4 protein-coding genes are annotated in these 14,322 nt (G+C 41.8%); all 4 read right to left on the reverse strand.

What is annotated here, in order from left to right; all coding sequences use genetic code 11:
- Positions 1–98: 98 nt before the first annotated feature.
- Positions 99–10,745, reverse strand: a complete 10,647-nt coding sequence (locus DWW70_RS15305) for a Cna B-type domain-containing protein (RefSeq protein WP_118649159.1) — start codon at positions 10,743–10,745, stop codon at positions 99–101.
- Between the two features lie 217 nt (positions 10,746–10,962).
- On the reverse strand, positions 10,963–11,952 hold the full coding sequence (locus tag DWW70_RS01855; protein WP_022216421.1) for an NAD(P)H-dependent glycerol-3-phosphate dehydrogenase: 990 nt from the start codon (positions 11,950–11,952) through the stop codon (positions 10,963–10,965).
- A gap of 375 nt (positions 11,953–12,327) precedes the next feature.
- Entirely contained in the window at positions 12,328–12,987 is a 660-nt protein-coding gene (plsY, locus tag DWW70_RS01860; protein ID WP_015534979.1) for a glycerol-3-phosphate 1-O-acyltransferase PlsY, read from the reverse strand.
- A gap of 2 nt (positions 12,988–12,989) precedes the next feature.
- Positions 12,990–14,312: a ribosome biogenesis GTPase Der gene (gene der / locus DWW70_RS01865; protein WP_117874205.1), complete on the reverse strand. Its 1,323-nt coding sequence runs from the start codon at positions 14,310–14,312 to the stop codon at positions 12,990–12,992.
- Positions 14,313–14,322: the final 10 nt, after the last annotated feature.

The following is a 14,322-nucleotide window of genomic DNA, read 5'->3' on the forward strand; positions in this document are numbered from 1 at the left end:
ATAGCATATGAATGTAACTGCTGTTTTATGAACAAAAAAATCCCCCAGAATACCACCATATAAGGTGATATTCCCGGGGGACATGTCACAGCTTTGTATTACTTGCTGCTCTGATTATCTTTTCTCTTTTTAGATGCCACAATAACACCGCATCCGGCAAGACTTATTAAGAGCACAACTGCTATTGGTACAACAGGAGCTCTGTCACCAGTATCCGGCTTGTTCTTGTCCTCTGTTGTTATTTCAGTTGTCTGTGTTGTCTCGGTTGTCTCTGTGGTTTCCGTAGTCTCGGTCGTTGTTGTCTTCTTATCAACCATTGTGATAGTCACTACAATATCCTCACCGGCTGCAACCTTATCATCAGAAACTGTGAACAGTATATCATCAGCCTTGTCATAGCCCGAAGGAGCCTTAACCTCTATGAGTGCATAGATCTTGCCAATTACAAGTACATTGTTGACTTCATGCGCACTGCCATCTGTTACCCACTCATCAATGAGTTTTCCATCAGCATCCTCGAGTCGAAGTGTTGCGCCCTTTACAGGAACACCATCCTCATCTACTTTCTCAAAGCTGTATTTTACTGAAGGTTCAAGCCATGTAATGTTTCCATTCTCATCAACTCTGGCTGTGACTTTACCTGTGTCAGTATTAAAACCACCGTCAAATGATTCAACTGTAATCTTTCCGTTCTCATCTTTCTTGAACTTGATTGATATTGGCTGTTCAGATACATAGTATCCATCCGGCGCCTGTATCTCTCTGATCGTATACTCTGTGCCGATCAAAATACCGTCAAACTTGAGAACTCCGTTGCTGTCTGTTGTAGCCTTAGCGACAAGCTCTTCCTCACCATTCTCGTTCTCCTTGTAGAGTCCGTATACTGAATTTGGAAGCTTTATGCCATTGTTCTCCTCTGCAACCTTCTCTATCTTGAGATCTGTTCTAGGAAGATCATTTATCAGTGTGTTATCCTGAACACCATTTAACACTGCATAAGTGTCAATGTTTGCCTCTGTTACCTCTGCTGTGTAGACTGTGTTATCGATAATATAATCTCCGATAGTCTTACTCTCTTTTACAAGATACGTACCAATCTTAAGATCCTTGAATGTCACAACACCATTTACACTTGTTGCTGTCATTACAGGATTCTCACACTCTGTATCTGTACCCTCATAGAGCGCAAACTCTACACCATCAAGCATTTTTACATCATCAGGTTCTTCAGCACATGACTCCTTATAAAGTCCAGCCTTAGTGAACTTGACAGTGCCAAGCTTGTAGGTATCAACGAACTCTACATCGGCTGTATTTCCACCAATAAGTGTTATTCCGGATGCATCTGTTCCTTCACCGTCTATTCCATCCACAGTATAGCTGACTGTTACCGCTGCTCCATCATATGCATATGATGTTTCCTCAACTGTATATGTACCATCCGGCACATTTACAAGAGTTATCTCATACTTGCCATTTCCAAGCTTTGCCACCTCAGAGTCTGTAAGCTTTATGATCTTACTGTAGCCTGCATTGTTTGTAACATTGAACGTTACATTTGCCGCTGCATCATCTGCTGTAATATCTCCATTTATGGTCTTGGTAAGTTTTATAACATTTGGTTTGTATGTGTTTGTTATGTCATATCCAGTAACAGATGCCTTGTATCCCGAAACAGCATTCTCTGATACAGAATACTTGATCAGGGTTCCATTATCTTTGTACTTTGGTAAATCTGTAAAGCTGTAATTCCAGTCAGTATCTGCTGTAACCACGAGGCTCTTTATAACAGTACCATCTGCAAGAAGCTTAACTGTTATTGAATCTGGTCTCTGACCATCGTGATCATCGTCATCAATCCACGTCTTAGTGCCTGATACATTGATCGTCTCAGGTGTGTGCTGATTGTCAACCACATATCCATCAGCTGCATTTCCTGTTATGACTGTTGTGTAACCATCTATAGTTGTAGTCTCCTCAACTGTGTAGCCGATGGTCTGTCCATTTTTCTTCTCGTCAAGAGCGTTCCATGTATGTGTCCAGTTATTTGCCTCGCTGAGTGTTACCCCAGAGCCAGCTACAACCTGTCCATCAGCCAGAAGACGAACCATTACGCTAGGTGTTCTCTTGCCGTCCTGGTTATCGTTATCACTCCACTTCTTTGTAACTGATACACTTGTCTTTCCCGGTGTGTAACTGTTCGTGATATTATAACCTGTAACCACACCTGTATATTCTGGTACATCAACCTCAGATACAGAATACTTGATCTGAATTCCACCATCTCTATACTTTGGAAGATTTGTAAAACTATACTCCCAGTTTTCTGCCTCGGTTACCGTCTTTGTAGCATATACGCTGCCATCTGCAAGAAGGTTTACCTTGATATTTCCAGGTCTCTTGCCGTCCTGATCGTCCGCATCATCCCATGTCTTGCTGCCGCTCACTGATGTCGTCTCTGGTGTATAGCTGTTCTTTATTGTGAATCCTGTCTCAGCATCGCCTGTGACTGTGGTTGTATATCCATCAATTGCGGTTATCTCTCTTACACTGTAGACGATATTCACACCACTCTTCTTGACATCAAGTCCTGCCCATGTATATGTCCAGTTGTTGTCAGCACTGAGAGTTGTTTCTGATCCAACGACAGGAGTTCCATCAGCAAGGAGTTCAACCTTTACTGAACTCTCTCTCTTGCCGTCCTGATTGTCGGCATCATCCCAAGCCTTTGTAACTGATACACTTGTCTTTCCTGGTGTGTAACTGTTCGTGATATCATATCCATTTACAAGTGTCTGATAATCCTCAACAGCATTTTCTGTGATACCGTATGTGATCTCGTTGCCACCTGCGTACTTTGGAAGATCTGTAAAGCTGTACTTCCAGCCGTTCGCAGCTGTAACTTCCTTATCAGCCACCTTCACTCCGTTTGCAAGAAGATTTACTGTGATCTTTCCTGGTCTCTTACCATCCTGATCATTTGCATCATTCCATATCTTCTTACCACTTATTGAAGTTGTCTCTGGTGTGTAACTGTTCTTGATGATATAACCGGTCTTCGCAGATCCTGTGATAACTGTTGCATATCCTTCAACCGATGTAATCTCTTCAACAGTATATTCAATAGGTGATCCATTCTTGTTGATATCAAGATCACTCCATGTATGACTCCAGTTGTTGGCATCACTGAGATCCACCTCAGAATCTGCAACTACGTTTCCGTCGGCAAGAAGTCTTACTTTTATATTTCTAGCTCTCTTGCCATCCTGGTTATCAGCATCATCCCAGGCCTTTGTAACTGATACACTTGTCTTTCCTGGCGTATAACTGTTCGTGATATCATATCCGTTGACAAGTGTCTGATAGTCCTCAACAGTATCCTCTGTGATGGTGTACGTGATTTTATTGCCATTTTTGTACTTTGGAAGATCCGTGAAATTGTACTTCCAACCATCTGCCTCAGTTACTTCCTTCGTAGCATATATGTCTCCATCTGCAAGAAGATTTACCGTAATCTTTCCTGGTCTCTTGCCATCCTGATCGTTTGCATCGTTCCAGGTCTTTGTTCCTTCTATATTGATCGTTTCAGGCGTGTGACTATTGGTAAATGTATATCCGTTTTCTGCGTCTCCTGTCACAGCTGTAGTGTATTCGGAAACAGCGTCCTCAGTTACTTCGTATGTTATCTCTGATCCATATGCATATTTAGGAAGGTCTGTAAAACTAAACTTCCAGTCATTTGCTGCTGTGACTTCAAGACTCTTGATCTTTGTTCCGTTTGCAATCAGGTTGACTGTGATACTTGGAGGTCTGATACCATCCTGATTCTCACCGTCGTCCCAGATCTTAACGCCCTTTACTGATGTCGTCTCTGGTGTGTAGCTGTTCGTAACTGTGTATCCTGTTGTCATATCTCTGGTTATCACTGGAGTATATCCTTCAGTAATATCTGTTTCTTCTACAGTGTAAGCTATCGCAGCTCCATCCTTGTTCACGTCAAGATCTGTCCATGTATGTGTCCAGTTGTTATCTGCTTTTAATATAGTCTCTGAGCCATCTACTGCTATTCCGTTCGCAAGCAGCTGAACCTTTACACTCGTAGGTCTCTTTCTGTCCTGATTGTTTGCATCATCCCAGCTCTTTGTGACTGATACACTTGTCTTTGCCGGTGTATATGTGTTTGTAATGTTATATCCGTCTATTACAGTAGCATAATCACCGACCGCATCCTCTGTAATGATATAAACTATCTTGTTGCCACTGCTATACTTTGGAAGATCTTTGAAACTATACTTCCAGTCTTCCTCAGCTGTAACAGTCTTTGTCTTGTATAACTGACCATCCGCAAGAAGATTTACAGTTATGCTCTCAGGTCTCTTTCTATCCTGATTGTTTGCATCATCCCATGTCTTTGTACCAGCTATATTGATGGTCTCTGGTGTGTAGCTGTTGGTTATTACAAATCCTGTCTTGGCATCACCCGTGACCTTCTTCGTATATCCGGTTACTGTGGCTGTCTCATCTACTGTATAACCTATAGCTGTACCGTTCTTATAAACTGCAAGATCTTTCCATGTATACGTCCAGTTGTTGTCCTCTTTAAGAGTTACCTCTGAACCGGCAACCTCTGTGCCATCAGCAAATAATTTGACAGTGATTTCTTTTGCCCTCTTGCCGTCCTGATTTCCAGCGTCATCCCAGATCTTCGTGACATTGACATCTGTAGTCTCTGGAACATGTGTGTTTGTAATATCATAACCATTTGGAGCTGCTGTATATCCCTCCACACTGTCCTCTGTGATGGTATACTTTATCTCCTGACCATTGCTGTACTTTGGAAGACCTGTAAAGCTGTACTTCCAACCTTCTGCCTCTGTAACAGTCTTTGTCTTGTAAGTCTGACCATTTGCAAGGAGATTTACTGTGATGCTCTTAGGTCTCTTACCATCCTGATCATTTGCATCATTCCAGGTCTTGGTTCCCTCGATATCAATAGTCTCAGGTGTATGACTATTGGTAACAGTGAAACCTGTCTTGACATCTCCTGTAACTTCAGCCTTATATCCTGGCACATTGCTTGTCTCTTCAACAGTATATGTTATATCCTTACCGCCGGACTTAAGTGGAATATCGTTCCATGTGTTTGTCCAGTTGTTATCGGCATTCAGTGTTACTTCTGAATCTGCAACATCTGATCCATCAGCAAGGAGCTTGACCTTAACACTGGTTTCTCTCTTGCCATCCTGATTATTGTTATCATCCCAAACCTTTGTCACTGAAATGCTTGTCTTACCAGGTGTGTAGCTGTTGGTGATGTTATATCCATCTATCAAAGTTGTATAATCTTTAACAGCATCCTCTGTTATTGTATACACGATCTCTGATCCGTTGTCATACTTAGGAAGATCTGTGAAACTGTACTTCCAGTTATCATTCTTTGAAACCTTCTTTGAAGCAACCTCATTGCCATTTGCAAGAAGTCTTACTGTAATCTCAGGAGCTCTCTTTCCGTCCTGGTTATCTGCATCATTCCATGTCTTTGTTCCGCTGATATCAATTGTCTCAGGTGTATGACTGTTGGTGATGACAAATCCAGTCTTCACGTCGCCGGTTATCTTGGTATCATAACCCGCAACCGCATCCTCTTTAACGGTATAAGCTATCTCATTGCCGTTATCATCGTACTTTGGAAGATCAGCAAAGCTGAAATTCCAGTTACCTGACGCATCAGGGGTAACCGTCTTACTTGCGACCTCAGTCGTTCCATTCATAAGACGGACTTTAATATCCTCAGCTCGCTTGCCATCCTGATTATTATTGTCATCCCAAACCTTGGTTCCACTTACCGTGATAAATGCCTTGTATTCATTCGCCACAGTCACAAGTGATGATGACGATGATGAAATAACAACATCCGCAGCCGTATTGCCTGTTGATGAACCTACAGTATATGTAACTTTATGTGTATATCCATCAAACGCTGCACTTGTCTCTGTTACAGTGTATTTTCCATATGGAGCATTATTGATAACGTAGCTTCCTAAGTAAAACTGATCATATGTTACGATTGTAGGTCCCTTGTATCCCTCAGGGCCTGATATTGTAAATGTGATCTGCTTCTTCTGTGCATCTGTGAGCTTTGTATCATCGAGGTCTCCGCTGAAGAACTTCGTGATAACAAGGCTTCCAACATTCAGCTTGTTTGTGATCGTTGCAGCGGTAACTACATCGTTCTCATCCTTTGTGAGCTGAACATCGCTTGTATATCCTTCTACGTCATTCTCATATACAGTGTAGTTGATAAGATTGCCATCGGCATCCTTCTTATCAAGATCTGTAAATGTTCCACTCCAGTTATTTGAATCATTGAGTGTAAGTGTCTTGTCAACGATCTTTGTTATATTGCCCGCCGCATCCTCTGTGGCAAGTGTAACTTTGATGTTCTTTGGTCTCGCTGACAGAATGTTGTCGCTGTCATCCCACTTCTTGGTTACAGGAATATCGATCGTCTCATTTGTCACCTTTGTATTGGTGTTCGTGATGGTGATCGTTCCGGTTGCTGTTCCATTATTACTTATTGTGACCTGGTAATCAGCATTATCGAAATCCTCTTCTGCAAAGTAGTAGAGGTAGTTGCCATTTGCATCAGCTACTTTAAGCTCTATCTCATCGCTTGTCCACTTATTTGCACTATTTAAGGTAATTGTCTTTACAACAGGATCTGTGTTCTTGTCGTAACTTGATGGATTAGTTGATGCATAGATCTTAACTGTTATACTGTCAACCGGAATATCCTTCAGTGTTCCACCTGCGGCATCCTTCCATACCTTTTTAACAGTTATCTTTCTGTTCTCAGGAGTGTTATCTACTGGCAGTGTATAATCCTGTGAACCTTTGCTGTCAAGGACTATGTCTGAGATAGAATCAGTTGTCACCTCAGCAGGTTTCGGTCCTGTCAGGCTGGATGAGATATTGTTCTCATATATGTATATAGGATCTGTGAGCTTCTCATAACCCTCTGGTGCTTCCACCTCTATAAGCTTGTAATAGTAATTATAATACAAACTTGATAATGTAAGTCTTCCCTGTTCGTTAGTTACTCTTTCCTCATCGCTTCCAGGTACCATGAGATTCCAGTTAGTGTCTGCACTGTTGTTTGGATCACCATATCTGTAAAGCTCAAACTTCGCACCAGCAAGCTTGATTCCTGTCATTATAGAGTCAGTTTTTATTATCGAAAGATTAAACTGCTCTGTATCAGTTCCCATTGATGAATCCTGATCATTGATGTTCGTGTCCGTCGATGACGAATCTGCCGAACTTGTAGATCCAAGAATACCAACGCTGTTCTTAACATCCGCTGTAAGCTTACCTGTATATACAAGAGTATATGTATACTTCAGAATAAACTTTGTCTCATCCGGCATGGTGAGTGTCAGTGTAGACATCTTAGCTGTCGTATCATCTGCATATGTATAGCTGTATTTGTCCGCCGGAACTTCAGCGCCTGTATCTGCGTACAGAAGCTTAAACGAACCATCCTTGATAAATACTCTCTTTACTGCATCCGCATTGCTGTAGTCATACTTGTCAACTACAGTTATGGATCCTGTATTGCCAAGAGCCTCACCCTTCTCATTGATATGCACAGTATATTCAATACTGTTGGTGTCATTATCATAGTTTCCTGCAGTTTTGGTAATATTCGGTCCAGTCACAGTAACCTTTGCGCTGTCATCCTTGGTCTTAGTTGAACCGTCGGTTCTGACAACTGTTGCCGAACAATTGTTGGTGAATTCCACGTCACTGCCACCAACAACGGATGATATATCCTTTGTGACCTTGACTGCATAGTAGACAACAACCTTGACATTTATGGTATAAAACTCAAGTGACTTTATGTCAAAACTAATACTGTTGCTTGCCACATTAAAGTTCTCTATATAATTATTTGCACCTGTCTGAGGTCTCGTCTTATTATCTGCATAATAAGAAACAAAATATATTCCAGCATGGCCAATAGTCTCTCCTACACCCTCTGGAAGCATATCACTCTTAAGGTATGTAGTATCGAGCTCAGTTCCTGCAGGAAGTGTATCTGTAAAGGAAAGTCTGTCTCCATCTCCATACGCAAAGTCACCGTTGAGAACTACCTTATATACGAACACATTGTTAGCCTTGTCATATCCTACAATGCTTTCTTTCTCATCAGTACCATTAGTGTAGCTGTACTTCTCTACAACAGACCCCTTCGTTATTCCAGATACAGGATGTGAATCCTGTGATGTCTTGGATGAACCATCAATAGTAAGAGTACCCTTGTTGACTGCCGTATACTTGCTGTCAGACTTTACTGTCGTATTATATGTGATAACATAATCTATCGGGGTCTCCTCCGTGCCTGTTATATCTCTGAGGAATTCTATTGTATATCCTATTATGTAGTTATCAGATGATGCCGGAACATCTGCAACGCTGTCAATAGTTGAAAGCGTTGGTGCCCATACATTTGAGAAGTCAGCGTATGTTACCTTTACCTTGTAGTCAACTCCCTCTGTGAGGCCAGCTATTGTAAGTCCGTTTATCTGATCTGCCGTAAAGTAATGCTTTGGAAGTGCTCCATTATCATATGTTACAGAGTCAGTATATGTATCATTCGCATTGAGCTTGTCAACGCCAGATATTGTAGACTTCCATGCAAGGGTATATGTATCATCGTTCTCCGTCTCTGATACGAATTCCTTCTTTACTGAATCACCGGCCACCTCTACAGTCGCCTCGGCGCTGTCCGTAACTCCGTTCTTCTCTATTGTCGCTACATTCTTATAAACATCAGTCAGCTTATCAAGCTTGGATGAATCTGTTGTGTAGGTGAACACGATCTTGGATTTGTTCTCTGTCACATCAACCCTTGAAGTTCCATCCGTCAAATAAAGTTTACCATTCTCTTCCACAAAGCTTGCAGGAAGATTGATAGTGGTTGAAACATCTGTGTCATTTATGGATACGCTGCACGTCTTTTCGTCTGTGAGCTCTGTCCCATTCTTTGTGAGTATATCCGATACTGACATTCCTGTCAGATTCTTCTTCTTATCCGCATTCACGGTTACTGTCCATGTTATGGTTGACTTGTCACCTGACAGTGAACCGGTCTTACTTATGGATGCTGTAGACTTGCCGGCATTGTACCATGTACTGCTGTCGTTATCAGTATGCTCGTCATGTGAATCATCTGACACGTCTACACAATTCTTATTGTGTACATTTATGCTTCCGATGTCATCGGCAATATCTGAGACAATAACCTCGTATGTGATCTCATACTGTGAATTAGCGTCAAGCTTCGGAAGCTTTCCATTTATAACTGTTTCACCATTTCCTATGGTTCCTGTTGCAGGAGTCACATATCCATTTGCTGTGACATCCGTGTACTGTCCGTTGCTGTCCTTGAGCTTGCATGTAACATTCTGTACTGTTCTCTTGGCATCAGATCCAAGTTTTGAGTCAAGTTCATTTGCAAGAATATCATCAAGTGTAATATCACCATCGCTTCCATACTCAGAACTTACTATAACCTTGTACTTGTAAATTATCTTGTGATCGTCAGGATCAATGCTCACACCATCTGAGGATTTTGTAACCTTGAGATCTGTGGCACCGTCCTTCACATATTTGTAGCCCTTGTTGGTCTGATCCTTATCATCAACCTTTGAATTCTTAGCCTCTGCAATATTGCTCTGGTTCAGATTGATCACGTCCTGAGAAAGATCATCGACTTTACTCTTTACTGTATAGGTTATCTTATATGACTCCTTTGCACCGAGTGCAGGAAGAGTTCCTTCTATAGTAGAGGTACTACTGTTATATGTGAGTGATGAGCTGCAGTCTGTGTTGTCAGACTTAATCACCTTTATATCTGTAACTTCAGGTATGACACCTGCTATGTCGTTGGCTATAACATCACTAAAGTTCAGATCCTCACTGGCACTTCCATGGTTGGATGAAACTTCTACGGTATAGTCAAAGTATACATATCCATCCTTAGGATCTGTAACTCTACCCTCGGATGCGGTCTTCTTCACATCCACATCAGGCTTGAAATCCACATCCACAGTCACAATCACAGTGCTTGTGAATTTGTTCTCGACCTGGTTTTTCTCATTGTACTTTGTGAGATCCATATCGATCCACGCCTTGAAGAAAGCCTTGAGCTGGGCTCCCCCCTCGAGTGCTGTATGATCGATCGTCGCAGTAAGGACTCCGTTCACAACTGAATACGAACCGATCCTGTTACCACTTCCATCAGTTATATTCTCATTCAGAATATCGGAATTAAACTTTATGGTATCCGGCATCGTATAAGTAAATGTTGCATCTTCACCAGACTCCACTATGCTATTAACAACATTTTCCGGAAACACTATATCCATAGACATCTGGATATCTACACCGGCTTTTGTAGGATCATTTGGATCTACAGGAAGCGGCGTTGTGGACGGTCTGGAACTGCTACCATATATATTACCTGCTTTATCAGCAATCGTAGCTCCAGTAATATAATCTTCAAGATTTCCGGTTACTGCTGCACTCGACAGCATTGCTATCGAATCAGTAGCCGTGGCGTATGCGTCTCCCCCTCTCGTCTCGGCCGCATTGGACCAACTATAATTAGAAGGCGAAATCAACGTAGTTATCATAACTACCGCCAGCAGCAGTGCTATAAGCTTTTTCGTAGTTTTTGCCATTGTAATACCTCTTTTCTAATTATTTTTCGACTTACACACTTGCTTTAAATTTATCATAACACATGGTAATTGTAAACAGTTTGTGAACAAAAAGAACAGTTTTCTGTTGCTTTTTTGTTCACATTTACTTTATCGTTTAATTATTAGGTGATTTTGTACTACTATTCTTCGGCAGCATAATCTATCGAAATATATCAAACATATAAAATATAATCGATTACAATTCACTCTTTCTGTCTCTGTTGAGAAGCTCTGTGAGAGCCTCTTTTGCCGTCATGCCATTAAATAATACGTTATTGACTGCTTCAACGATAGGCATCTCAACCCCATGCTCCCTGGCAAGTGCCAGTGTTGCCTTGGCAGAATAAACACCCTCAACAACCATCTTGACCTCCGCCATAGCTTCCTCATAGGTCTTACCCTGACCGATGAGATATCCGGCATTCCTGTTACGGCTGTGCTTGGATGTACATGTAACTATAAGATCTCCCATTCCTGAAAGTCCTGACAGCGTCTTGACATCTGCGCCCATGGCAAGTCCAAGTCTCATGATCTCCGCCATTCCTCTGGTCATAAGAGCAGCCTTCGTGTTGTCGCCAAGTCCAAGTCCATCTGATATTCCGGCTGCCAGAGCTATTACATTCTTCACTGAACCACCCAGCTCAATACCAGTCACATCAGTGCTTGTATATACCCTGAAATAATCGTTCATAAATGCGTTCTGGATTGTCTTTGCAATCTCTATATCACGGGCACCGGCAACTACCGTTGTAGGTATTCCGCGGCCTACTTCCTCTGCATGTGACGGACCCGAAAGGACAGCCACCTTAGCCTGTGGGATTTCTTCCTCAATGATCTCCACGAGAGCCTTGAGTGTGGACTCTTCTATTCCCTTGCTGACATTCACGATAAGCTGTCCGTTGCTCACCTTGTCAGCGATGTTCTTTGCTGTGCTTCTGACAAACGGAGAAGGCACTGCGCACACTATCATCTTCTGACCAATAACAGCCTTTGACGCATCTGTTGTATATTCAATACTGCTGTTAAGTATAACGCCCGGAAGTCTGTCTCTCTGCTCATGAAATTCCTTGAGCATGGCAACCTCTCTCTCATCTATAGACCACACTATAACCTCGTGTCCATTTCCTGCCAGCAGATTAGCAAGTGCAGAACCCCATCCACCTGCTCCGAGAACACCTATTTTCATCGTAAAATACCTCCAAAATATTTATATTTCTTTTTTCAATCCTTGAATCATTTTTTTCTATTTTAACTTTTTTTCATCATTTAATCCAGTCTATAGTGACAATACATGGATGTTTTTGCAAATTTTTACTGTATTTTTAGATTTCGGGCTAGTTATGTAAACTCACATTATTCTAATCAACAGTTTTTAATACACATTTCACTGCGTATAAATATCACATAACCATAATCTCGGTTTTATGTATACTCATTATGTTATCTGATTTTGTTTTATCCAGACATCTATAAAACGTTGCTCACTACAAAAAATCCCCTCCTTCCTGTTTTATCCAGTAAGGAGGAGATTCAATAACTCTCTATTCGCTTCCGCTTTCCATCAAGCCTTCTTAGAACCAAACGACAACTTATTCTCCGTTCCCGCTATCAGTCTCTTGATATTCTGCCAATGTCTTATCACGGCCATTCCGGCTATGATTCCCGCCATGATTATTCCTTCGATCATTTTTGCATTCGATGTGAAATTATAATCTCCATGAATTGCAAATACTGTGTATAATATGAAGAATCCGATCATGATCGTAAGTGATCCAACCGATACATATCTTGTTATCACAACACTTATAACGAACGCTGCAAGGAGTATCACTACCAATCTCCAGTCCCACAGACCTACTATCATTCCGCCGCTGGCAGCAATTCCCTTTCCGCCCTTGAACTGCATATAGAATGGGAAGTTATGACCAAGCACAACTCCAAGCCCTGTATACAGTACGAACATGTATGCATTACCTATACCTAGCTGGCCAAGTATGATATGTGTCAGTGAGCAGGCGATTATTCCTTTGAGGAAATCCCCCAGGAAAACTATCAGTCCAGCTTTCTTTCCAAGAACTCTCAGTGCATTTGTCGTTCCCGCATTTCCACTTCCATACTTTCTTATATCAACACCTTTTATCCTGCCGTAAATATACGCTGTCTGAATGAGTCCTACTCCATAGCCCCCAACCAGACATATAGCCCTAATCAACATCTCCATGACTACTTCTCTTTCCTCTCCCTGATTATGAATTTTAGAGGTGTACCTCTGAATCCAAAGGATTCTCTTATCTTGTTCTCTATATAACGTGTATATGAGAAATGCATAAGCTCCTTGTCATTTACAAATATGACAAATGTAGGAGGTTTAACTGACACCTGGGTAATATAATAGAGCTTAAGTCTCTTACCCTTATCTGATGGTGGCTGCTGCATAGCAACCGCCTCACTCATAATCTCATTCAGAACACCAGTAGCTATGCGGAGTGAATGATTCTCTATAACAGCATCTATGGTCTCGAACAGCTTTGGAAGTCTCTGTCCGGTCTGGGCTGATATGAAGAGCAGCTCCGCATACGGCATGTATGAAAGCTTGTTTCTGATCTCCTCTGTAAACTTATATATGGTCTTGTCATTCTTCTCGATAGCATCCCATTTGTTCACAGCTATTATCATTCCCTTGCCACGATCATGTGCGATTCCCGCGATCTTGGCATCCTGATCGGTTATTCCCTCCGTTGCGTCTATTACGAGGACTGCAACATTACATCTCTCAACCGCTGATACTGTTCTTATGATACTGTATCTCTCTATATCCTCTTTAATCTTGCTCTTTCGTCTGAGTCCCGCTGTGTCTATGAATACATATTCTCTGCCATTTCTGACGATCTCTGTATCCACGGCATCTCTTGTGGTTCCGGCTATATCTGATACAATAACCCTGTCCTCACCGAGAAGCTTATTAATTATAGAAGATTTTCCTACGTTTGGCTTTCCTATGATGGCGATTCTAGGTCTCTCATCCTCCGTGTCATCCTTTGCAGACTCATTGAAGTGTGATACCACCTCATCGAGCATATCTCCTATTCCAAGTCTGGATGAACCTGATATAGGATGTGGATCTCCAAGTCCAAGATTATAGAACTCATACACATCCGGCATGAACTTTTCAAAGCTGTCTACCTTGTTGACAACGAGAACTATAGGTTTCTTGGATCTTCTGAGCATATCGGCAACCTTGGCATCATCATCAACCATTCCCTGTCTGACATCCGTCATGAACAGGATGACGTCCGCTGTCTCTATGGCTATCTCTGCCTGTTCTCTCATGCTCTTAAGTATAATATTGTCTGACTCCGGCTCAATTCCTCCTGTGTCTATCAGAGTGAAATTGTAATCCAGCCAGTTGATATCAGCATAAATTCTGTCTCGCGTAACTCCCGGTGTATCCTGAACTATGGATATCTTTTCTCCGGCAAGCACATTGAACAGAGTTGATTTACCTACATTGGGTCTGCCCACTATGGCAACTATAGGTTTACTCATTCTATCTTCC

Origin of the sequence: Coprococcus sp. AF16-5 (assembly GCF_003479365.1) — a bacterium.
Taxonomy (GTDB): Bacteria; Bacillota; Clostridia; order Lachnospirales; family Lachnospiraceae; genus Coprococcus; species Coprococcus aceti.